Genomic DNA, 20,202 nt, shown 5'->3' with positions numbered 1-20,202 from the left:
ACTCTCCTGGAAAAGTGCACGCAGGCTAGCCGTGAGAGCCCTTTGGAACAAGGACGGAGATGCCGGCGTGGGTGGCGGAATGCGCCAGGTGAGTCGTGGCTCACGCCCCTGCGGCAATTCACCTGTCGAACCGGACAGGTTGCGTTTTGACAGGCACGGCGGCCATGGGGCAGAGTACGCGCCTTTTTTCCGGGCCTTCCGGTCGAATCCTGGAGCTTATCGATGAATGCTGTGATCGCAGCGGTCGGCATCATGCTGATCCTCAGTCTGTGCCGTGTGCACGTGGTAGTGGCCCTGATCGTCGGCGCGCTGGCCGGCGGCCTGATCGGTGGCCTGGGCGTGGAGGGCACGCTGAGTGCCTTCAACCAGGGCCTCGGTGGCGGCGCCACGGTGGCGCTGTCGTATGCCTTGCTCGGTGCGTTCGCGGTCGCAATCGCCAAGTCCGGCCTGGCCCATGCCCTGGCCGATAAGGTGCTGGCGTTGGTCGGTCGCCAGGATGCACAGGGTGGCGGGGCGGTGAAGTGGGTGCTGATCGTGCTGCTGCTGGCGGTCTCGGTGTCCTCGCAGAACATCCTGCCGATCCACATCGCCTTCATCCCGCTGCTGGTGCCGCCGCTGCTGTACGTGCTGACCAAGCTGTCGCTGGACCGCCGCCTGATCGCCTGCGTCATCACTTTCGGCCTGATCACACCCTACATGTTCCTGCCGGTGGGCTTCGGCGGCATCTTCCTCAACGAAATCCTGCTGGCCAACGTGACCAAGGCCGGGGTGGACGTCAGCGGCGTGAGCGTTACCCAGGCCATGGCGATCCCGGCCCTGGGCATGCTCTTCGGCCTGCTGGTGGCGGTGCTGTTCAGCTACCGCAAGAAGCGCGTCTACGATCTCGCCCGGATCGAGCAGGTCGAGCGGGCCGACGTGCAGTACAACCCGCTGAGCCTGCTGATGGCCGGCGTCGCCATCGCCGCCGCGTTCGCCGTGCAGCTGTGGCTGGATTCGATGATCATCGGTGCGCTGGTGGGCTTCGTGATCTTCTCGGTGTCCGGCGTGGTGCGCTGGCGGGAGGCCGACGACCTGTTCACCGAAGGCATGAAGATGATGGCCATGATCGGCTTCATCATGATCGCCGCCGCTGGCTTCGCCGAAGTGATGAAGGCCACCGGCGAGGTGAAGACCCTGGTGGATGCCTCGGCCGCCTGGATCGGCCACAGCAAGGCGGTCGGCGCGCTGCTGATGCTGCTGGTCGGCCTGCTGGTGACCATGGGTATCGGTTCGTCCTTCTCCACGGTGCCGATCATTGCCGCCATCTTCGTGCCGCTGGGCATGCAGCTCGGCTTCAGCCCGCTGGCAATCGTTTCCATCGTCGGCACTGCCGGCGCCCTGGGCGATGCCGGCTCGCCGGCTTCCGACTCGACCCTGGGCCCGACCTCCGGCCTCAACGTCGATGGCCAGCACAACCACATCTGGGACACCGTGGTGCCCACCTTCCTGCACTACAACCTGCCGCTGCTGGTGTTCGGCTGGGCGGCGGCGATGCTGCTGTAAATCCTGCCGGGCCGCTGCCCTGGCGGCCCGTGTCGACACCTGGGGGACTGTCCGTTCGATCAGGATGTCATTGAAGTGCCATCATTTTGGCGTCAAACTATTCGCTCAATTTTTCAACGGGGTGGCCGATATAAGGTCACCCCGTTTTCATTCCGCTTGCCGTCTCACGAGGAAAGGACAATGCGTCTGACGCTTAAATCGAAAGTTCTGTTGCTGGCCCTGGTACCGGTGCTGCTGTTCGCTCTGGTGCTCAGTGGCGCCACGGCGAAGGTACTGCTCGGTCTGGCGCATGAAGAGCTGGAGGAAACCCGCGAACGCCTGATGCAGGAAAGCCGTGAAGAGTTGGAGCACTACGTGCAGATCGCCCTCGGCTCCGTGCAGGGCATGTACGACGCCGCCGCGTCTGGCGACATGGCCAGCCGCGAGGCAGCCATCGCCGTACTGTCGAAGATCAAGTACGGCAAGGATTCCTATATCTTCGGCTACGACTCGGAGATCGTCCGGCTGTTCCGTGGCGACAGCCCGGTGGACGTCGGCAAGAGCTTCAAGGGGCGCCGTGACGCCAACGGTGTGCTGCTGAACGAGGAACTGGTGAGTGTCGCCAAGAACGGCACCCATTTCGTCCAGTACTCCTCGCCGCTGCCGGGCAACGAGAGCGTGCAGGTACCCAAGCTGGCCTACACCTATTACCTGCCGAAATGGGACATGGTGATCGGTACCGCCGTCAACCTGGACGGCATCGAGGCCCAGGTGGCCGAGGTGGAGAAGGCCATCGACGATCGCATCAGCACCGTGGTCAGCAGCATCGTGGTCATCGCCCTGATCCTGCTGGTCCTGTTGGGTATCGCCGGTCTCGCGCTGAGCAACTCCATCCTGCGTCCGCTGCAGCAGATCAAGGACAACCTGGACGACATCGCTGCCGGTGACGGCGACCTGACTCACCGTCTGCCGGTGAACAGCCATGATGAACTGGGTGAACTGGCCGGTTCGTTCAACCGTTTCGTCGAGAAGATTCATGGCCTGGTGCGCCAGATCGTCGAGATGACCGGCCAACTGACCAGCCTGGTTGGTGAGGTGTCTGCCCAGGCGCAGCGCTCGGAGCAGGCCATGGAGCGCCAGCGCCATGAGACCGACCAGGTGGCGACCGCGATCAACGAAATGTCCGCCGCCGCCAACGAAGTGGCCCGCAGCGCGCAGAACGCCGCCGAAGCGGCTCGCCAGACCGACCAGGAAGGCCAGGCCGCGAAGAAGGTGGTGGACGGCAGTATCCAGCGCATCCATGCCCTGGTGGACGATATCCGCAAGAGCGGCGTGTCCCTGGACAGCCTGCAGCAGGACGTGCAGTCCATCGTCAGCGTGCTCGGTGTGATCCGTTCCATCGCCGAACAGACCAACCTGCTGGCGCTCAACGCGGCCATCGAAGCGGCGCGTGCCGGCGAGGCCGGGCGCGGCTTCGCGGTGGTCGCCGACGAGGTTCGCGCGCTGGCCAGCCGCACCCAGCAGAGCACCCAGGAAATCCAGGGCATGATCGACCGCCTGCAGCAGGGTACCCAGGAAGCGGTGACCGCGATGCGCCGCTCCAGCGAGGCCGGCGACACCACCAGCGAACAGGCCAACCAGGCCGGTTCGTCGCTGGATGCCATCGCCCAGTTGATCGGCACCATCAACGCCATGAACGCGCAGATCGCCAGCGCCGCCGAAGAGCAGACCGCGGTGGCCGAGGAGATCAATCGCAGTGTGCACCAGATCGCCGTGGCGGTGGACAGCGTGGCCGACGAAACCCAGCAGGGCGCCCAGACCGCCCGCAGCCTGGCCGGCCTCGGCGAACGCCTGGGTGCGCTGGTGAAGCAGTTCCGTATCTAAGTAAGGAAAAGGCCCACCCGTCATGACAGGTGGGCCATGCAGTCAGGGCGACCGTGGGCGGGTGACGCTCAATCGCCGCGATATTCGCAGCCGCTGGTGCAGGTCTCGTGGATACGTACGCGCGACAGTTCGGGCAGGAGCGGTTTCAGTTTCTGCCAGATCCATTTCGCCAGCACTTCGCTGGTGGGGTTTTCCAGGCCGGGGATGTCGTTCAGGTAGTTGTGATCGAGCTGCTCGTAGAGCGGCTTGAAGATCTGCTTGATCTCGGAAAAGTCGCGGATCCATCCGGTGTACGGGTCCACTTCGCCTTCGATGTAGATCGCCACGCGGAACGAGTGGCCATGCAGGCGCCCGCATTTGTGTCCTTCCGGTACGTGGGGAAGGCGGTGGGCGGCTTCGAAGATGAATTCTTTGAACAGTTCCAAGGGACAACGCTCTGAAGGGCCAGACGACGGGCAGAGGCGGTATTTTAACAGGTTCCGCGCATCCGGCGACCGGACCATGGACATGGCCGGAGTGTCGTCATTCCTGGCCATTACGGTCATTGCTCCTTTTCTCGAAGGTGCCGGACAATCCCGCTCATCTTCGCCATCCGTACGCCGCCATGGTCCAGACCGTTTTTTTCGCCCATGCAAATGGCTTCCCTTCCGCCACCTACGGCAAGCTGTTCGCGGCCCTGGAGCCGGATTATCGGGTGCTGCATCTGGCGCAGCACGCCCATGACCCGCGCTTTCCCGTAAACGACAACTGGGAAAGCCTGGTCGAAGAACTGCTCCATCATCTCGGTGAATTGGATGAGCCGATCTGGGGTGTGGGACATTCGCTCGGCGGCGTGTTGCATTACCACGCCGCGCTGCGGCGGCCCGAGCTTTACCGGGGAGTGGTGATGCTGGATTCGCCAGTCCTGACCCTGGCCGATCGCGTGCTGATCCGCGCGGCGAAACGCTTCGGCCTCATCGATCGCATCACACCGGCGGGACGGACGCTGGGGCGGCGCGAGCACTTCGGCGGCATCGAAGAGGCGCGCCGATACTTTGCCGGCAAGACGCTGTTCCGACGCTTCGACCCGGATTGCCTGGATGCCTACGTACGGCATGGCTTGCAGGAAGCCGGAGATGGGCTGCGCCTGCGGTTCGACCCGGCGACCGAGATCAGCATCTACCGCAGCGTCCCGCACACCAGCCCTGGCCGCCCCCAGCAGCTCAAGGTACCGCTGGCGGTCGTGCGCGGGCGCCACAGCCGGGTCGTCCTGCCGCACCATGCACGGCTGGTGCGGCGTGTGCCGCAGGGGCTTTACCTGACGTTGCCGGGTGGCCACATGTTTCCGCTGGAGCGTCCCCAGGAGACCGCCGAGTTGCTGAGGCGCGTGCTGACCCGCTGGGACGGCTCGACAGAAGGCGAGGAGAGTGCATGAGCAACCTGTTCGAAGAGGTCCGCCTGAACCTGCCGCATATCGAACTGGCGGCCCACCTGTTCGGCCCGGAAGACGGGCTGCCGGTGATTGCGTTGCATGGCTGGCTGGACAATTCCATGAGCTTCGCCCGCCTGGCGCCGAAGCTGACAGGCGTGCGCATCGTCGCCCTGGATCTTGCCGGCCACGGGCATTCCGGGCATCGCCCGGCCGGCGGGGGATATGCGCTCTGGGATTACGCCTACGACATCTTGCAGGTCGCGGAGCAGTTCGGCTGGCAGCGTTTCTCGCTGCTTGGGCATTCGATGGGGGCCATAGTTTCCGTGCTGCTCGCCGGCGCCCTGCCGGAGCGTGTGGAACGCCTCGCGCTGATCGACGGATTGGTGCCGTTCACCGGCGAGGCGGAAACCGCCCCGGAGAAGCTGGGCGAGGCACTACGGGCGAAGCTCGCGCTGGGCAGCAAGCGCAAGCCCGTCTACGAGACGGTCGAGCGTGCCGTCGAGGCGCGTATGAAGGGTGTCGGCGCGGTCAGTCGGGAGGCGGCCGAGCTGCTGGCGCAACGTGGACTGATGCCCGTGCCGGGCGGTTACACCTGGCGTACCGATCCGCGCCTGACGCTTCCATCGCCGCTACGCCTGACCCAGGCCCATGCCCTGGCGTTTTTGCGTCGCCTGAGTTGCCCGGTCAGCCTGGCCCTGGCGGAGCAGGGCATGCTGGCGCATCAGGCGGCGGTGGTGAAGATGCTGGGCGAATTCTCCTTCGACGTGACCCCTCTGGCCGGCGGGCATCACCTGCACCTGGACGATGAAAAAGGCGCGGATGCCGTAGCAGACTGTTTCAATCGCTTCTTTACTGTGGCTTGACTTGCCCTGACCAACTGCGGAGGCTGGGCGGGTTGCCACAGGAGAGAAGCAATGATCGACCTGTATACCGCCGCCACACCGAACGGACACAAAATCTCCATCGCGCTCGAAGAGCTGGGGTTGCCCTACCGCGTGCATGCGCTGAGTTTCGACCGAAAGGAACAGAAGGCGCCCGACTACCTGAAGATCAATCCGAACGGACGGATTCCGGCAATCGTCGATCGCGAGAACGATGATTTCGCCGTTTTCGAATCCGGGGCCATCCTCATCTATCTGGCCGAAAAGACCGGGCGCCTGATGCCGCAGGATGTCAAAGGCCGCTCCCGTGTCATCCAGTGGCTGATGTTCCAGATGGGCGGCGTAGGGCCGATGCAGGGGCAGGCGAATGTCTTCTACCGCTACTTCCCGGAGAAATTGCCGGGCGCCATCGACCGTTACCAGCATGAGACCCGCCGCCTATACGAGGTGCTGGACCGGCGCCTGGGCGAATCGGAATACCTCGCCGGCGATTACAGCATCGCCGATATTGCCACCTTCCCCTGGGTTCGCATTCATGACTGGTCCGGGGTATCGGTGGACGGACTGGCGAATCTTCAGCGCTGGATATCCGCGTTGGAGGCCCGGCCGGCCGTGCAACGGGGATTGGAAATTCCCAAGCGGGAGACCGATGCCGACAAGACCGTGAACACCGCTCAATCCATGCTGACACTTTGAGGCCAGGATGCGCCTGATCATTCTGTTGAGCTTGTGTCTCGCGGGACCTTCGCTGTTCGCGGCCGATCTGCCGGGCAGCCGCGATCTCGAGATTCTTCCACGCTTCCCGCGATCGGAGATTACCGACTTCCGTTCCGAGCCCACGCTGGAGCGTCTCTATCCGCAAGGTTCCATCCGCCGTATCAGCGGCCAGTTGCGCTATGAGCGTGAGGTGCTGGCGGAGGGAGCCTTCACCGCGGTGACTTACCGGCTGTCCAGCGAGCATTCCAGTGCGGAAGCCTTCGAGGCGGCGCGTCGGGCGCTGATGGAGAAGGGCGCCGAGCTGCTCTACTGGTGCCAGGGCCGCGACTGCGGGTCCAGCAGCCTCTGGGCCAACTCGGTGTTCGGCAAGGCGACCCTGTACGGCCCCGACGATCAGCAGGCCTACGCCTTGCTGCGGCTGGCGGAGCCGAACCCGGAGAGTCTGCTGGCACTCTACGCGATCACTCGCGGCAACCGGCGCGCCTATCTGCATGTCGAGCAGTTGGATTCCGCCGCTCCGCTGGGAACGCTGTTGCCGGCGCCGGCCACCTTGCTCCGTCAATTGAAGAGCACCGGCGAGCTGAAGCTGCTGCGATTGAGCGGCGAGCCGGAGCAGCCCTGGGTCGAAGTGCTGGCGCGCAGCCTCAACCTGGATACGACCCTCCGGGTCAGCCTCGACGGGCCGAATGCCGACGCCTGGCGTGAAGCGCTGGTGGCTCAGGGCGTCAGAGCGGCCCGGCTGGAGCTGGGCGAAGGCGATGAAAAGGGCCTGCACCTGAGCGTGCTGCGTTGATCATGCCGCGGCGGGGTTGAGCGCTGGCTCAAACCCGCCGGACAGGCCTTTCCCTACAATGGCCCGCTTTCGGCCTGCCTTCCTTTGATGCGGAGCGCTTCGCATGTTGAACAATGACCGTCTGCTGGTGCAGATCCTGCTGCTGGCATTACTCGGCGCGTGCCTCTGGGTGCTGGCACCGTTCTGGTCCGCACTGTTCTGGGCGGCGGTGCTGGCGTTTGCCAGCTGGCCCCTGATGCGTCTGCTGACGCATTGGCTGAAGGGCCGGGAAGCCGCGGCCGCCGCGATCCTGACCGCCGGATGGATGGTGCTGGTCGCCGTGCCGCTGGTCATGCTGGGCTTCAACCTGGCCGACCATATCCGCGACGCCACCGTGCTGGTCAAAAGCCTGCAAGTGGAGGGCTTGCCTCCGCCGCCTGCCTGGCTGGGCGATCTGCCGCTGGTGGGAGATCGGCTGGTGGCGTTCTGGTTGACCATCGATCAGCAGGGCGCGGCGTTCTTCGCCACGTTGCGGCCCTACGTCGGGCAGGTCGGCAACTGGCTGCTGGCGCGCAGCGCCCAGGTGGGCGGCGGCATGCTGGAACTGGCCCTGAGCCTGGTGCTGGTGTTCTTCTTCTACCGCGACGGCCCGCGCCTGGCCGCCTTCGTACACCGTGTGCTGGAGCGGCTGATCGGCAACCGCGCCGACCACTACCTCGAACTGGTCGCCGGGACCGTGCAGCGGGTCGTCAACGGTGTGATCGGTACGGCGGCAGCCCAGGCGGTGCTGGCGCTGATAGGGTTCTGGATCGCCGGTGTGCCGGGCGCCATCGTGCTGGGCATCCTGACCTTCGTGCTCAGCCTGATCCCCATGGGGCCGCCGCTGGTGTGGATACCGGCCACGGCCTGGCTGGCCTGGAAGGGCGACTACGGCTTCGCCGTGTTCCTGGGCATCTGGGGAATGTTCGTGGTCAGCGGGGTCGACAACGTTCTCAAGCCCTATTTGATCAGCCGGGGCGGGAACCTGCCGCTGGTCGTCGTGTTGTTGGGGGTGTTCGGCGGCATCCTGGCCTTCGGCTTCATGGGGCTTTTCCTCGGCCCGACGCTGCTGGCGGTCGCCTACAGCCTGCTTGGCGACTGGGTGGGCAATGGCAATGGAGACGCGCTCGAACCTGTCGAGCCGCTGGAAAAAACCGGCCACCAGAGGTAGATGGCCGGCGGCCTTCAGGCCGAAAGGTTGAGTTGGCTACCGAGTCGGGAGCTGTAGCTGGCGGCGCCGGCCTGGTAATGCTTGAGCAGGTTGGCCACGAGGTTGCCGTAAGCCTCATCGCTGCTGCTTTGGGTGGATGACGTATCGGCCTCGGCATAGGTGCCCTGGCTGTTGGAAAACTCTCCGGGCGGCGGCGGAGGGGGCGGAGCCAGTGCGGCGCTTTCTTCCAGGCTCAGGCTGCCGTCCTCATCGGTGTCCAGGGCGGCGAACAGTTCGCTGAGGTCGGTGCCGCTGGTTCCCTGGGCCGATTCGATGGCGCTGGTCAGTTCATCGAGGCTGACGCTGCCGTCGCTATCGCTGTCCAGTTGAGCGAACAGCTCTTCCGGGTTGGGCCCGCCATGCGGTGGCGGCGGAGGCGGTGCCAGGGCGGCGCTTTCCTCCTCGCTGATACTGCCGTCGCCGTCGCCGTCGAGTTGGGAAAACAGCTCGTCGATATCGATCTCAAGGCTGCTGTCGCTTTCCTGGGCGGCGCTCACCGCGGCAGTCAGTTCGTCCTTGCCGATCCCGCCGTCGCTGTTGCTGTCCAGCTTGCTGAACAGCTCCGCCTGAAATTTCGCCGGATCAGGCGCGTCGCCGGCGGGCGGGCGCGTTTTGCTGGCGAAATTCGAGGTACAGCTGTACCCCGAATAGGCGCTGCTGACACCACTGATCATGGGAGTCACTCCTCTGTTGTGTGCCCGGAGAAGGTTCTCCGGTCATGGCAGAGTCGACGGGTTTGTTGTCAGGGGTGTGTGTGCTTTGTATCCGGCTTCTTACGCGCGCGGCAGGCGGAGGATGGCGGTCAGGCCGCCGCCCGGGGTTTCTTCCAGCGCGAGGCTGCCACCCAGGCGCTTCGAGGCTTCCAGGGCAATGCTCAGGCCGAGGCCGACGCCCCCCGAGTTCCGGTTGCGTGAGCTTTCCAGGCGAAAGAATGGCTCGAAGACGGCCTCGCGCTTGTCCGCCGGTATGCCCGGCCCCCGGTCGATGACACGCACCTCGATCTCTTGCTCGCCATCCAGCAACTGGATGTGTGCGTGTCCGGCGTAGCGCAGGGCATTTTCCAGCAGGTTGCCGAGGCAGGAGCGCAGCGCCATCGGCGGGACGCGCACCGGCCGGCAATGCCCTTCGACCTGGACATCGGCCCCTTGATCCTGGGCGTTTTCCGCCAGCGACTCGGCCAGGGCCTGCAGGTCGAACAACTGGGCTTCCTCCTGGCTGCGCTGTTCGCGCAGATAGGAAAGCGTGGCCTCGAGCATCTGGTTCATTTCGCCCAGGTCCTGGGCCAGACGGTCTCGCAGCGCTTCGTTCTCGACCTGCTCGACCCGCAGCTTCATGCGCGCCAGTGGCGTGCGCAGGTCGTGCGAGACCGCCGTCAGCATGCGGCTGCGCTGCTCGACCTGCTCGCGGATACGCGCCTGCATGCGGTTGAAGCTGTGTGCCGCCTGGCGGACTTCCGCCGGCCCGGTTTCGTTCATCGGCAGGCTGTCGAGGTTTTCACTCAGTTGCTCGGCCGCCCGGGACAGGCGCCGGATCGGCCGGGTCAGCAGGCGTGCGCCGATCCAGGCGGCGATTACCAGCGCCAGCGACTGGGAGGCGAAGGGAATCCAGGGCCCGCCGAATACGCCGGGCTTGGGTGGTGGCCGGTCGTCAGGGGGACGAGGCCCCGGTGGTGGCCCACCCGGGTCGCCGAGAGCGGTCCGGGGCGGAGGAGGATTCTGGCGTTCGGAGGGCGGGCTGCCCTGAGCGAACCAGGCGAATGCCAGCAGGTGGGCGAGAACGATGGCCAGCAGGAAGATGCCGAACAGCCGGGCGAACAGCGTGTCGGCACTGCGCATCATTCGATGTCTCGGGCATCGAACAGGTAACCCTCGCCACGTACCGTCTTGATCAGCCGGGGAGCGCGCGGGTCGTCGCCCAGCTTCTGCCGCAGGCGCGAGACCAGCAGGTCGATGCTGCGGTCGAAGGCTTCGATGGCGCGCCCGCGAGCGGCGTCGAGCAGTTGTTCGCGGCTGAGGACGCGGCGTGGCCGTTCCAGAAAGACCCAGAGCAGGCGGAACTCGGCATTCGACAGCGGCACCACCAGCCCCTCGGCGGACTGCAGCTGGCGCAGCACACCGTCCAGTCGCCAGCCATCGAAGCGCAGGCTGTTGCGCGGTTCCGGCTGGGCCGGCGCGCGCTCGTCGCGGACCCGGCGCAGGATCGTCTGGATGCGCGCCACCAGTTCGCGGGGTTCGAACGGCTTGGCCATGTAGTCGTCGGCGCCCAGTTCCAGGCCGATGATGCGGTCCGTGGGCTCGCAGCGGGCGGTGAGCATGAGGATCGGGATATCCGATTCGGCCCGCAGCCAGCGACACAGCGAAAGGCCGTCCTCGCCGGGCAGCATCAGGTCCAGCACCACCACGTCGAAGCGCTTGTTGGCCAGGGCCTGGCGCATGCCGTCGCCGTTGCTGACGCCATGGGCAAGGATGTTGAAGCGTCCCAGGTAGTCGCAGAGGAGTTCGCGGATCGGCTGGTCATCGTCGACGAGCAGGGCGCGGACGTTCCAGCGGCGGCTGTCGGTGGTCGGGTCGGTTGGCATATCGCCAGGGCTCTGGGGTTTGTACTGCATGAAGTCCTGCCATGGGCTGGCTGCTGGAAAACGGTGCCGGCGGGCACCGGGTTCGTCGCCGGACATGCCCGCATCCTACTCGGCGCGAGGGGTCGCGGCCAGTGTAGAAGGCTCTTAGCCAGACGTATCGCAAGCATGTGCGCTTTGTATCCAGATCGATACAAAGCGGCCCCTCGGGGCAAATTTACGGCTTCTTTACGGGCGGGCCGGCGTTACCATCTCGTTCCTTTACGCCGGTGGGGAAAACAATGCCTCCATGCACATTCGCACAGGAGGCAAACATGACCGTTCTCGATGGAATCTCACTGACACTCGCCGTGGCGCTGTTCGCGTTCCTGCTGGTCGCGCTGTTGCGCACCGGCCGGAGCTAGGGGGCGATCATGGCCATGCATGATGTACTGCTCATCGGCGCGTTCTTCGTTCTGGTGCTGGCACCGGCACCCTGGCTGGGACGCTTCATTCACCGGGCGATGGAGGGGCAGCGCACTTGGCTCAGCCCGCTGCTGTCGCCGCTCGAACGCTTCTGCTACCGGAGTGCGGGCGTCGATCCGGCCATCGAGCAGGACTGGCGGCGCTATGCGCTGTCACTGCTGGCGTTCAACGGCGTCAGCCTGGTCCTGTTGGTTGCGGTCCTGATGCTGCAAGGCGCGCTGCCGCTCAATCCGCAGAAGGTGGCCGGGATGGACTGGCCGCTGGCGTTGAACACCGCAGTCAGTTTCGTCACCAACACCAACTGGCAGGCTTACAGCGGCGAAGCGCAGTTGTCCTATTTCAGCCAGATGATCGGCCTCGGCGTGCAGAACTTCGTCAGCGCCGCCACCGGCCTCGCCGTGCTGGTGGCGCTGTGCCGGGGCATCGCCCGTCGTTCGGCCGCGACCCTGGGCAATTTCTGGATCGATCTCACCCGTGCCACGCTCTATGTGCTGCTGCCTCTGGCGATCCCGTTGGCGCTGCTACTGGTCTGGCAGGGCGTGCCGCAAAGTTTTGCCCACGCGGTTACGGCCACTACTTGGCAAGGTGCGGAGCAGAGCCTGCCCCTGGGACCGGCCGCCAGCCAGATCGCCATCAAGCAGTTGGGCACCAACGGCGGCGGTTTCTTCGGCGTCAACTCCGCCCATCCCTTCGAAAACCCCACGGCGTTCAGCAACCTGCTGGAAGTGGCGGCGATTCTCCTGATTCCGGCCGCCCTGGTGTTCAGCTATGGCCACTACGTCAAGGACCTGCGCCAGAGCCGCGCCATTCTCGCCTGCATGCTGCTGCTGTTCTGCATCGGGCTGGGTGTCGCGGTCTGGGCCGAGTGGCAGCCGAATCCGGCCTGGGCCGGACTGCCGGTCGAGCAGGCGGGCTCCCTGGAAGGTAAGGAGAGCCGTTTCGGCATCACCGCCTCGGCACTCTGGGCGACCGCCACCAGCGCGGCCTCCAACGGTTCGGTGAACGCCATGCACGACAGCTTCAGTGCCTTGGGCGGCATGGTGCCTCTGGTCAACATGATGCTCGGCGAAGTGATCTTCGGCGGCGTCGGCGCCGGCCTCTACGGCATGCTGCTGTTCGTCCTGATCGCGGTGTTCCTCGCCGGCCTGATGGTCGGCCGCACGCCCGAATACCTCGGCAAGAAACTGGAGGCGAGGGAAGTGCGCCTGCTGGTGCTGAGCCTGCTGGTGATGCCGATCGGCGTGCTGCTGCTCGGTGCGCTGGCAGCCATCCTGCCGGCCGGCGTGGCGGCGGTGAGCAATCCGGGCCCGCACGGCCTCAGCCAGATCCTCTACGCCTACACCTCGGGTGCCGGCAACAACGGGTCGGCCTTCGCCGGCTTCGGCGCCGGTTCCACCTATCACAACCTGATGATTGCCCTGGCCATGCTGCTCGGCCGTTACGGGATCATTCTGCCCGTGCTGGCCATTGCCGGCGGCTTGGCGATGAAGCGTGCCGCGCCGCTCGGGCAGGACAGCTTCCCCACCCACGGCCCGCTGTTCGTCGGCCTGCTCACCGCCACCCTGCTGCTGGTGGGCGGCCTCACTTTTTTCCCGGTGCTGGCTCTGGGGCCGCTGGCCGAGCACCTCGGCCAACTGGCCGGCCTGAGCTGGTAAGTGGAGCGAGACATGAACGCACGAAACGAACTCATCGATCAGCCGGTACGTCACGAGGCCGCCGCGCACCCGGCGCCGCTCTGGCGCGAGGCGCTGCGCCAGGCCTTCGTCAAGCTGGACCCGCGCCAGTTGATGCGCCAGCCCGTGATGCTGCTGGTGGAAATCACGGCCCTGATGACCACCTTGCTCTGCTTCGTTCCCGGCCAGGCAGTGGCCACCGGGGTTGCCGTGCAGATCGCCCTGTGGCTGTGGTTCACCGTCCTGTTCGCCAATTTCGCCGAGGCGCTGGCCGAAGGGCGTGGCAAGGCGCGGGCGGACAGCCTGAAAGCCGGCAGCCAGGGGCTGATCGCCCGTCGGCAGGTCGCGCCGGGGCAATACGAAGGCATTGCCGCCAGTCGCCTGCGCAGGGGCGACGTGGTACGGGTGGAGGCCGGTGAGCTGATTCCCGGCGATGGCGAGGTCATCGAAGGCATCGCCGCGGTCAACGAGGCGGCGATCACGGGTGAGTCCGCTCCGGTGATCCGCGAGTCCGGCGGGGACCGTTCGGCCGTCACCGGCAACACCCGGGTGGTATCCGACTGGCTGCTGGTGCGTATCAGCGCCAATCCCGGCGAGTCCACCCTGGACCGGATGATCGCCCTGGTGGAAGGCGCGCGGCGGCAGAAGACGCCCAATGAAGTGGCGCTGGATATCCTGCTGATCGGCCTGTCGCTGATCTTCCTGCTGGTGGTGGCGACTCTGCAGCCGTTCGCCCGCTTTTCCGGTGGCGAGCTGCCCCTGGTGTTCCTCGTCGCGCTGCTGGTGACGCTGGTGCCGACCACCATCGGCGGCCTGCTCTCGGCCATCGGCATCGCCGGCATGGACCGTCTGGTCAGGCTCAACGTCATCGCCAAGTCCGGCCGTGCGGTGGAAGCGGCGGGGGACGTCCAGGTGCTGCTGCTGGACAAGACCGGCACCATCACCTTCGGCAACCGTCGTTGCAGTGCGATGCTGAAAAGCCCGGGTGTCAGCGGCCAGGCACTGGCCCAGGGCGCGCTGCTGGCGTCGCTGGCCGATGACACCCCGGAAGGCAAGTCCATCGTCGAGTACCTGCGCAACCTGCACCCGATGCCGGAGCCGGCCCGCGATCGCTTGACGGTGGTGCCGTTCAGCGCCGAAACCCGCCTGTCCGGTGTCGACTGGGAGGGCCATGTCTATCGCAAGGGGGCGGTGGATGCGGTGCTGGGCTTCCTCGGCCTGACCCGCGAACAGCTTCCCGAGCCACTGGCTCGGGAAATCGAACGCATCGCCCAGAGCGGCGGTACGCCGTTGCTGGTCTGCGCCGACGGCCAATTGCTCGGCGTCATTCATTTGAAGGATGTGGTCAAGCCGGGCATCCGCGAACGCTTCGCCGAGTTGCGCCGACTGGGCATCCGCACCGTCATGGTGACCGGCGACAACCCGCTGACGGCGGCGGCCATCGCGGCCGAGGCGGGCGTCGACGATGTGATCGCCGAGGCCACGCCGGAGAAGAAGTTGGCGCGCATTCGCCAGGAGCAGGCCGACGGTCGATTGGTGGCGATGTGCGGCGACGGCGCCAATGACGCGCCGGCACTGGCCCAGGCCGACGTCGGCCTGGCGATGAACGACGGTACCCAGGCGGCGCGCGAGGCCGCCAACCTGGTCGACCTGGATTCCGATCCCACCAAGCTGCTCGATGTGGTGCAGGTGGGCAAGGAACTGCTGGTTACCCGTGGTGCCCTGACCACTTTCTCGGTCGCCAACGACGTGGCCAAGTATTTCGCCATCCTGCCGGCGCTGTTTTCCGGGATCTACCCGCAGCTCGGCGTGCTCAACCTGATGGGGCTGGCCAGCCCGCAGAGCGCCATTCTCTCGGCCATCGTGTTCAACGCCCTGATCATCGTCGCGCTCATCCCGCTGGCCCTGCGCGGGGTGCGGGTGGAGGCCGCCGACGCGGCCAGCCTGCTGCGGCGCAACCTGCTGATCTATGGCCTGGGCGGGCTGGTCGCGCCCTTCGTCGGGATCAAGCTGATCGACCTGTTGCTGACAGCCGTGGGGCTGGCCTGAACGGCTTCGATTTTTCCGGAGGAACTGCATATGCTTGACGCACTACGTCCCACCTTCAGTCTTTTGCTCCTGATGACACTGATCACCGGCGTCGCCTATCCCCTGGGCGTGACCGCCATCGCCGAACTGGCGTTTCCCTGGCAGGCCAACGGCAGCCAACTCGTCGACGACGACGGCCAGGTGCGGGGCTCGCAGCTGCTGGCCCAGCGCTTCGACGGCGCCGGCTGGTTCCAGCCGCGCCCGTCGGCCGCCGACTACGCCACCCTGCCCAGCGGGGCGAGCAACCTGGCGCCGAGCAGCGCGGCCTTGGCCGAGCGTATCGCCACCGAGAGCCGCCGCCAGCATGGATCGGGGCCGGTGCCGCTGGCCCTGGTGACTACTTCCGGCAGCGGGCTCGACCCGGACCTGTCGCCGCATGCCGCGATGTACCAGATCCCGCGCATCGCCGAGGCCCGGGGCATACCGGAGGCCCATCTGGCACATCTGGTGCGTGAGCACACCGAGCGGCCGCTGTTCGGTCCGCCGGTGGTCAACGTGACCGGGCTCAACCGGGCGCTGGCCGCACTCTCCAGCGGCGAGGGCGTTCGATGAGCGACACGGCGCGCGCCGAGGCGCTGCTGGCCGAGTTGCCCGACAGCGTGCGGCCGAACGGCCGTGGGCGGCTGAAGGTCTTTCTCGGCGCCGCGCCGGGCGTGGGCAAGACCTACGCCATGCTGCAGGCGGCCCAGGCGCAGCTTCGCCATGGTGTGAAGTTGAGGGCCGGCATCGTGGAAACCCACGGCCGGGCGGAAACCGAGGCCTTGCTTGCCGGCCTGCCGCAGCAGCCGCCGAAACGCCTGGAGTACCGTGGTCTGCCCCTGTTCGAGCTGGACCTGGACGGGCTGTTGGCGGCCCGCCCGCAACTGGCGCTGGTCGACGAGCTGGCTCACAGCAACGTACCGGGCAGCCGCCACGCCAAGCGCTGGCAGGACGTGCAGGAGCTGCTCGCCGCCGGCATCGATGTCTTCACCACGGTCAATGTCCAGCACCTGGAAAGCCTCAACGATCAGGTGCGCGACATCACCGGCGTGCACGTTCGCGAAACGGTCCCGGACTGGGTGCTCCAGGAGGCCCACGAGATTCTGCTGATCGACCTGCCGCCCCGCGAACTGCTCGAGCGCCTGCGCGACGGCAAGGTCTACGTGCCCGAGCAGGCGCGGGCGGCGATCGATGCCTTCTTCACCCAGACCAACCTGACCGCACTGCGCGAACTGGCCATGCAGACCGCCGCCGCGCGGGTGGATGCCGATCTCAACCGGCGCTACCGCCAGCAGGGGCAGGATGCGCCGAGCCTGCAGGGGCGCCTGCTGGTCGGCGTCGATGGCGACGACCAGGCCGAGCGGCTGGTGCGCCATGCCAGCCGGGTGGCCGAACGGCGCCATCTGCCGTGGAGCCTGGTGCATGTCGATGTCGGCCGGCCCCTGGGCGAGCCTTCGCGGGCCCGCTTGCAGGCCGCGCAACAGTTGGCCGAGCGGCTGGGCGGCGAGGTGGTGCGGCTGCGTGGCGGCGAAGTGGCGCGGACCTTGATCGAACATGCCCGCGAGCGCCGCGCCAGCGTGCTGCTGGTGGGCATCAGCCGACCGCGTTGGCAACGGCGCTGGCTGGGCAGCCGGGGCGTGGCGGAGCGCCTGCTGGCGCGGGGCCGGGGCCTGGAAATCAGCGTGCTGGACAATGGCGACAACCCGCTGCCGGCGCGGCATTTCGGCCTGCACCAGGCGACGCGGCGGGACTATCTGCTGGCGGTGATCGCTTCGGTGATCGCCACCGCGCTGGCCTGGGGCGTGTCCCATCTGCTCGCGCTGCCGAACATTTCCCTGGTGTTCCTCGCCGCCGTGCTGCTGGTGGCAGTGCGCAGCAGCCTGGGGCCGGCCTTGGTCTGCGCCGGGCTGGCGTTCCTGGCCTACAACTTCCTGTTCATCCCGCCCCGGCTCACCTTGTTCATCCAGCGCCAGGAAGACCTCCTGACGCTGCTGTTCTTCCTGCTCATGGCCGGGCTGACCGGCAACCTCGCCGCGCGGCAGCGCCGGCAACTGGAGAGCCTGCGGCAGACCCAGCAGGAGACCACCGCGCTGCTCGACCTGTCGCGCAAGCTGACCGCCGCCACCGACCGCCGCGCTGTGCTCGCCGCGGCGATCCAGCAGTTCGAACTGGCGTCCGATCTGGAAAGCTGCCTGATGTCGCGCGGCAAGGACGGCGTATGGAAGGTCGAGGCCGGCGTCCATCGGTTGCTTGCCGAGCAGGAGCGCGCCGCGGCCGACTGGGCCTGGCAGCATGGCCAGCCGGCCGGCCTGGGCACCGGGACCTTGCCCGTCGGCCGCTGGTGGTGGTGTCCGCTGGCCGGCGAGGACGGGCCACTGGCCCTGCTGGGTATGAGCCCGAAGGATGGTGACCCGCTGCCGCCGGAGCGGCGCCGCCTGATCGGGGCGCTCTGCCAGCCGCTGGTCCAGGCGTTGGAGCGTGCGCAATTGGCCGAGGATTTGGAAGCGGCCCGTCTCAAGGGCGAAACCGAGAGCCTGCGCAGCGCCTTGCTCGCCTCGGTGTCCCACGACCTGCGCACACCGCTGACTGCCATGCGCGGTTCCATCGACAGCCTGTTGGCCCTCGGTGAAAGCATTCCCGAGGCCGACCGCCGCGAGTTGCTGGAAGGCACCCGTAACGAGGCCGAGCGCCTGGACCGCTATATCCAGAACCTCCTGGACATGACCCGGCTGGGCCATGGCGGGCTCAAGCTGAGCCGCGACTGGGTGGCGCCGGCGGATATCGTCGCCAGCGCCCTGCAACGTTTGCGGCCGGTGCTGGCACCCTTGCGCGTGGAGACCGAGCTGCCCGCCGAGCTGCCGCTGCTGTATGTTCATGCGGCGCTGATCGAGCAGGCGCTGGTCAATGTGTTGGAGAACGCCGCGCGCTTCTCGCCGCCGGGCGGCCGTCTGCGCCTGGCGGTGACGGTGGGGCGCGATGAGCTGCGTTTTTCCGTGAGCGACCAGGGACCGGGGATTCCGGAAGAGGAGCGCAGCCGGATTTTCGATATGTTCTATACCGCCAAGCGCGGCGATCGCGGCGGCCAGGGCACCGGCCTGGGCCTGGCGATCTGCCAGGGCATGGTCGGGGCGCACGGGGGGCGGGTGACCGTCGATGAAGGGCTGGACGGCCGGGGCGCCACCTTGATGCTGCACTTGCCGTTGCAGGAGCAGCCGGCCGCGGAGGAGGAAACCTGATGACAGGGTTTGGGAGACAGGCCTGAGCATGACCGACAACAGCCATGTCGTTCTGGTGATCGACGATGAGGCGCAGATTCGCAAATTCCTGCGCATCAGCCTGACGGCGCAAGGTTACCGGGTGATCGAGGCGGCCGATGGCCGGAGCGGGCTCGCCGAAGCGGCCCTGACCCGGCCGGACCTGGTGGTGCTCGACCTCGGCCTGCCGGACATGGACGGCCAGGAGGTGCTGCGCGAGCTACGCGGCTGGTCGACGGTGCCGGTGCTGGTGTTGTCGGTACGCTCCGGCGAGGGCGAAAAGGTCCTGGCGCTCGATGGCGGGGCCAATGACTACGTGACCAAGCCGTTCGGCATCCAGGAATTCCTCGCCCGGGTCCGCGTGCTGCTGCGCCAGAGCGGGCAGGGCGATAGCGGTGCGGCGGCGGTGGAGAGCGGCCCGCTGCGGGTGGACTTCGCCTTCCGCCAGGTCACCCTCGACGGTCGTGAGGTGGCGCTGACCCGCAAGGAATACGCGGTCCTGGCGACGCTGGCCCAATACCACGGACGGGTGGTGACCCAGCAGCAACTGCTCAAGGACATCTGGGGCCCGACCCACGTCGAGGACAGCCATTACCTGCGGGTGGTCGTGGGCCATCTGCGGCAGAAGCTCGGCGACGACCCGGCGAATCCCCGTTTCATCGTCACCGAGGCGGGGATCGGTTATCGCCTGCGGGCAGAGCGGGAGGCATGAGACAGGCTCCGGGCGGGCCGCGAAAAGTCCGTGTGATTCCACCGGTACGGCCGGCGTCTAGCGAGCTACCGTGCGGAGCGTTCCGCACAGCTTGAGCGAAGGACGTCATGCAAGAACTGTTGAATGAGATTCTCGCCGAAGTCAGTCCCCTGATCGGACGGGGCAAGGTCGCCGATTACATTCCGGCATTGGCCCAGGTGCCGCCGGCCCAACTGGGTATCGCGGTCTACAGCAACCAGGGCGAGCTGTATGTGGCGGGCGATGGCCAGGTGCCGTTTTCCATCCAGAGCATTTCCAAGGTGTTCAGCCTGGTCCAGGCGATCCAGCATTCCGGGGAGGCGATCTGGGAGCGCCTGGGGCAGGAACCGTCCGGCCAGCCGTTCAACTCGCTGGTGCAGTTGGAGTTCGAGCGCGGTATGCCGCGCAATCCCTTCATCAATGCCGGCGCGCTGGTGATCTGCGACATCAACCAGTCGCGCTTCGCCGCGCCGGCCCAGTCGATGCGCGATTTCGTCCGCCGCCTGAGCGGCAACCCCCTGCTGGTCTCCGACGAGATGGTGGCCCGCTCGGAATACCAGCATCGCTCGCGCAACGCGGCCATGGCTTACCTGATGCAGTCCTTCGGCAACTTCCACAATGACGTCGAGGCGGTGCTGCGCAGCTATTTCCATCATTGCGCCCTGCGCATGAGCTGCGCGGACCTGGCCCGGGCTTTCTGCTTCCTGGCCAACCGCGGACATTGCCTGCACAGCGGCGAGCAGGTGCTGACACCTCGCCAGGTGAAGCAGGTCAATGCCCTGATGGCCACCAGCGGCCTGTACGACGAAGCCGGCAACTTCGCCTATCGGGTCGGCCTGCCGGGCAAGAGCGGCGTGGGCGGCGGGATCGTTGCGGTGGTGCCCGAGCGCTTCACCGTCTGCGTCTGGTCGCCGGAGTTGAACGCGGCGGGCAACTCCCTGGCCGGCATGGCGGCGCTGGAGTTGCTGTCGTCGCGGATCGGCTGGTCGATTTTCTGACGAGC

General features: G+C 66.6%; 18 protein-coding genes. 14 read left to right on the top strand and 4 right to left on the bottom strand.

Features of this window, described 5'->3' with window-relative positions:
* Nucleotides 1-222: 222 nt before the first annotated feature.
* Together PIN01S_RS03780 and ctpM are read left to right on the top strand one after the other, a co-directional pair.
* Nucleotides 223-1,542: a Na+/H+ antiporter family protein gene (locus PIN01S_RS03780; protein ID WP_084333791.1), complete on the top strand. Its 1,320-nt coding sequence runs from the start codon at nt 223-225 to the stop codon at nt 1,540-1,542.
* A gap of 180 nt (nt 1,543-1,722) precedes the next feature.
* Nucleotides 1,723-3,405: a methyl-accepting chemotaxis protein CtpM gene (ctpM, locus tag PIN01S_RS27695; RefSeq protein WP_084333790.1), complete on the top strand. Its 1,683-nt coding sequence runs from the start codon at nt 1,723-1,725 to the stop codon at nt 3,403-3,405.
* Between the two features lie 68 nt (nt 3,406-3,473).
* Here ctpM and queD read toward each other — a convergent pair whose 3' ends face one another.
* Nucleotides 3,474-3,830 carry a 6-carboxytetrahydropterin synthase QueD gene (gene queD, locus PIN01S_RS03770; RefSeq protein ID WP_084333789.1) on the bottom strand — a complete coding sequence of 119 codons (357 nt, stop codon included), beginning with the start codon at nt 3,828-3,830 and terminating at the stop codon, nt 3,474-3,476.
* A gap of 179 nt (nt 3,831-4,009) precedes the next feature.
* On the opposite strand from queD, the gene PIN01S_RS03765 reads away from it, so the two are divergent.
* The 5 genes from PIN01S_RS03765 (at nt 4,010) to PIN01S_RS03745 (ending at nt 8,396) form a co-directional block, all read left to right on the top strand.
* The gene (locus PIN01S_RS03765) at nt 4,010-4,819 is read left to right on the top strand and encodes an alpha/beta fold hydrolase (RefSeq protein WP_084333976.1); all 810 of its coding nucleotides are present in this window, start codon (nt 4,010-4,012) and stop codon (nt 4,817-4,819) included.
* A complete protein-coding gene (locus tag PIN01S_RS03760; protein WP_084333788.1) occupies nt 4,816-5,679 on the top strand; it encodes an alpha/beta hydrolase in 864 nt (287 codons plus the stop codon). The genes PIN01S_RS03765 and PIN01S_RS03760 overlap by 4 nt, the downstream gene beginning before the upstream one ends.
* Nucleotides 5,680-5,730: 51 nt before the next feature.
* A complete protein-coding gene (locus PIN01S_RS03755; RefSeq protein WP_084333787.1) occupies nt 5,731-6,393 on the top strand; it encodes a glutathione S-transferase family protein in 663 nt (220 codons plus the stop codon).
* A gap of 7 nt (nt 6,394-6,400) precedes the next feature.
* Nucleotides 6,401-7,207 (top strand): DUF4892 domain-containing protein, encoded by an 807-nt coding sequence (locus PIN01S_RS03750; protein WP_084333786.1) that lies wholly within the window; start codon nt 6,401-6,403, stop codon nt 7,205-7,207.
* A gap of 103 nt (nt 7,208-7,310) precedes the next feature.
* On the top strand, nt 7,311-8,396 hold the full coding sequence (locus tag PIN01S_RS03745) for an AI-2E family transporter (protein WP_084333785.1): 1,086 nt from the start codon (nt 7,311-7,313) through the stop codon (nt 8,394-8,396).
* A gap of 14 nt (nt 8,397-8,410) precedes the next feature.
* On the opposite strand, the gene xopAW is transcribed toward PIN01S_RS03745, so the two are convergent.
* The 3 genes from xopAW to PIN01S_RS03730 all read right to left on the bottom strand — a co-directional run bounded on the left by xopAW (nt 8,411) and on the right by PIN01S_RS03730 (nt 11,013).
* The gene (xopAW, locus tag PIN01S_RS03740) at nt 8,411-9,109 is read right to left on the bottom strand and encodes an EF-hand domain-containing protein (protein WP_084333784.1); all 699 of its coding nucleotides are present in this window, start codon (nt 9,107-9,109) and stop codon (nt 8,411-8,413) included.
* Nucleotides 9,110-9,208: 99 nt separating this feature from the next.
* The gene (locus PIN01S_RS03735; RefSeq protein WP_084333783.1) at nt 9,209-10,273 is read right to left on the bottom strand and encodes an ATP-binding protein; all 1,065 of its coding nucleotides are present in this window, start codon (nt 10,271-10,273) and stop codon (nt 9,209-9,211) included.
* Complete coding sequence (locus PIN01S_RS03730) at nt 10,270-11,013, bottom strand: response regulator (RefSeq protein ID WP_090257150.1); 744 nt, start codon at nt 11,011-11,013, stop codon at nt 10,270-10,272. The genes PIN01S_RS03735 and PIN01S_RS03730 overlap by 4 nt, the downstream gene beginning before the upstream one ends.
* A gap of 311 nt (nt 11,014-11,324) precedes the next feature.
* Here PIN01S_RS03730 and PIN01S_RS03725 point away from each other — a divergent pair, with 311 nt between their 5' ends.
* The 7 genes from PIN01S_RS03725 to glsB all read left to right on the top strand — a co-directional run bounded on the left by PIN01S_RS03725 (nt 11,325) and on the right by glsB (nt 20,197).
* A complete protein-coding gene (locus tag PIN01S_RS03725) occupies nt 11,325-11,414 on the top strand; it encodes a potassium-transporting ATPase subunit F (protein WP_084333782.1) in 90 nt (29 codons plus the stop codon).
* A gap of 9 nt (nt 11,415-11,423) precedes the next feature.
* Complete coding sequence (gene kdpA / locus PIN01S_RS03720; RefSeq protein ID WP_084333781.1) at nt 11,424-13,130, top strand: potassium-transporting ATPase subunit KdpA; 1,707 nt, start codon at nt 11,424-11,426, stop codon at nt 13,128-13,130.
* 12 nt (nt 13,131-13,142) lie between these two features.
* Nucleotides 13,143-15,197: a potassium-transporting ATPase subunit KdpB gene (gene kdpB, locus PIN01S_RS03715; protein ID WP_084333780.1), complete on the top strand. Its 2,055-nt coding sequence runs from the start codon at nt 13,143-13,145 to the stop codon at nt 15,195-15,197.
* A gap of 30 nt (nt 15,198-15,227) precedes the next feature.
* Nucleotides 15,228-15,788 (top strand): potassium-transporting ATPase subunit KdpC, encoded by a 561-nt coding sequence (gene kdpC / locus PIN01S_RS03710; protein WP_084333779.1) that lies wholly within the window; start codon nt 15,228-15,230, stop codon nt 15,786-15,788.
* Nucleotides 15,785-18,451, top strand: a complete 2,667-nt coding sequence (locus PIN01S_RS03705) for a DUF4118 domain-containing protein (RefSeq protein ID WP_084333778.1) — start codon at nt 15,785-15,787, stop codon at nt 18,449-18,451. The genes kdpC and PIN01S_RS03705 overlap by 4 nt, the downstream gene beginning before the upstream one ends.
* A 28-nt stretch (nt 18,452-18,479) precedes the next feature.
* A complete protein-coding gene (locus PIN01S_RS03700) occupies nt 18,480-19,181 on the top strand; it encodes a response regulator (protein WP_084333777.1) in 702 nt (233 codons plus the stop codon).
* 107 nt (nt 19,182-19,288) lie between these two features.
* Nucleotides 19,289-20,197: a glutaminase B gene (gene glsB / locus PIN01S_RS03695; protein ID WP_084333776.1), complete on the top strand. Its 909-nt coding sequence runs from the start codon at nt 19,289-19,291 to the stop codon at nt 20,195-20,197.
* The last annotated feature ends 5 nt before the right edge of the window (nt 20,198-20,202 follow it).

It is taken from the genome of Pseudomonas indica NBRC 103045 (genome assembly GCF_002091635.1).
GTDB classification, from domain to species: domain Bacteria; phylum Pseudomonadota; class Gammaproteobacteria; order Pseudomonadales; family Pseudomonadaceae; genus Pseudomonas_M; species Pseudomonas_M indica.
The sequence above is the reverse complement of the archived record's forward strand: the minus strand, read 5'-3'. Positions and strand labels throughout refer to the sequence as shown.

Bases quoted from the DNA above. Each gene is read 5' to 3' on its own strand.
- kdpB (WP_084333780.1), top strand. From the start codon at position 13,143: ATGAACGCACGAAACGAACTCATCGATCAGCCGGTACGTCACGAGGCC.
- PIN01S_RS03780 (WP_084333791.1), top strand. From the start codon at position 223: ATGAATGCTGTGATCGCAGCGGTCGGCATCATGCTGATCCTCAGTCTG.
- PIN01S_RS03750 (WP_084333786.1), top strand. From the start codon at position 6,401: ATGCGCCTGATCATTCTGTTGAGCTTGTGTCTCGCGGGACCTTCGCTG.
- PIN01S_RS03745 (WP_084333785.1), top strand. From the start codon at position 7,311: ATGTTGAACAATGACCGTCTGCTGGTGCAGATCCTGCTGCTGGCATTA.
- xopAW (WP_084333784.1), bottom strand. From the start codon at position 9,109: ATGATCAGTGGTGTCAGCAGCGCCTATTCGGGGTACAGCTGTACCTCG.
- ctpM (WP_084333790.1), top strand. From the start codon at position 1,723: ATGCGTCTGACGCTTAAATCGAAAGTTCTGTTGCTGGCCCTGGTACCG.
- PIN01S_RS03725 (WP_084333782.1), top strand. From the start codon at position 11,325: ATGACCGTTCTCGATGGAATCTCACTGACACTCGCCGTGGCGCTGTTC.
- PIN01S_RS03765 (WP_084333976.1), top strand. From the start codon at position 4,010: ATGGTCCAGACCGTTTTTTTCGCCCATGCAAATGGCTTCCCTTCCGCC.
- kdpC (WP_084333779.1), top strand. From the start codon at position 15,228: ATGCTTGACGCACTACGTCCCACCTTCAGTCTTTTGCTCCTGATGACA.
- PIN01S_RS03700 (WP_084333777.1), top strand. From the start codon at position 18,480: ATGACCGACAACAGCCATGTCGTTCTGGTGATCGACGATGAGGCGCAG.
- kdpA (WP_084333781.1), top strand. From the start codon at position 11,424: ATGGCCATGCATGATGTACTGCTCATCGGCGCGTTCTTCGTTCTGGTG.
- PIN01S_RS03735 (WP_084333783.1), bottom strand. From the start codon at position 10,273: ATGATGCGCAGTGCCGACACGCTGTTCGCCCGGCTGTTCGGCATCTTC.
- PIN01S_RS03705 (WP_084333778.1), top strand. From the start codon at position 15,785: ATGAGCGACACGGCGCGCGCCGAGGCGCTGCTGGCCGAGTTGCCCGAC.
- PIN01S_RS03730 (WP_090257150.1), bottom strand. From the start codon at position 11,013: ATGCCAACCGACCCGACCACCGACAGCCGCCGCTGGAACGTCCGCGCC.
- glsB (WP_084333776.1), top strand. From the start codon at position 19,289: ATGCAAGAACTGTTGAATGAGATTCTCGCCGAAGTCAGTCCCCTGATC.
- PIN01S_RS03755 (WP_084333787.1), top strand. From the start codon at position 5,731: ATGATCGACCTGTATACCGCCGCCACACCGAACGGACACAAAATCTCC.
- PIN01S_RS03760 (WP_084333788.1), top strand. From the start codon at position 4,816: ATGAGCAACCTGTTCGAAGAGGTCCGCCTGAACCTGCCGCATATCGAA.